General features: G+C 55.0%; 1 protein-coding gene. It reads right to left on the reverse strand.

All coding sequences use genetic code 11. From position 1 onward, the window contains the following. Positions 1-278 (reverse strand): glycosyltransferase (locus tag KVS69_RS19450; RefSeq protein WP_217539602.1); only part of this gene is annotated, 278 nt, incomplete at both ends.

The raw sequence follows: 278 nt of genomic DNA on the forward strand, positions 1-278 counted from the left end.
TATTTCTTCCAATCCAGACGAAAGATGCCGGCCAGTTCGTCAGCCACGACATCCTCCGTTTTCTCGCGCAGCTTATCCGGCACATGAACGGCCTGATAGATATTGCTGACGCGCTTTTCATCCACGCCGAGCACCTTGACGATATCGGCACGGGAAGTCTCGGAAACCGTGACGATGTGGTCCGCCTTGCGCACCAGCGACCGCAGCATCTTATAGTGATAACGCTTGTCGTCTTCGGTCAGATACGGCAGCCTCAACGGTACGAGGTCGTGAATCGT

The sequence above is a fragment of the Stenotrophomonas sp. GbtcB23 genome, from assembly GCF_019091045.1.
GTDB classification, from domain to species: Bacteria; Pseudomonadota; Gammaproteobacteria; order Xanthomonadales; family Xanthomonadaceae; genus Stenotrophomonas; species Stenotrophomonas rhizophila_A.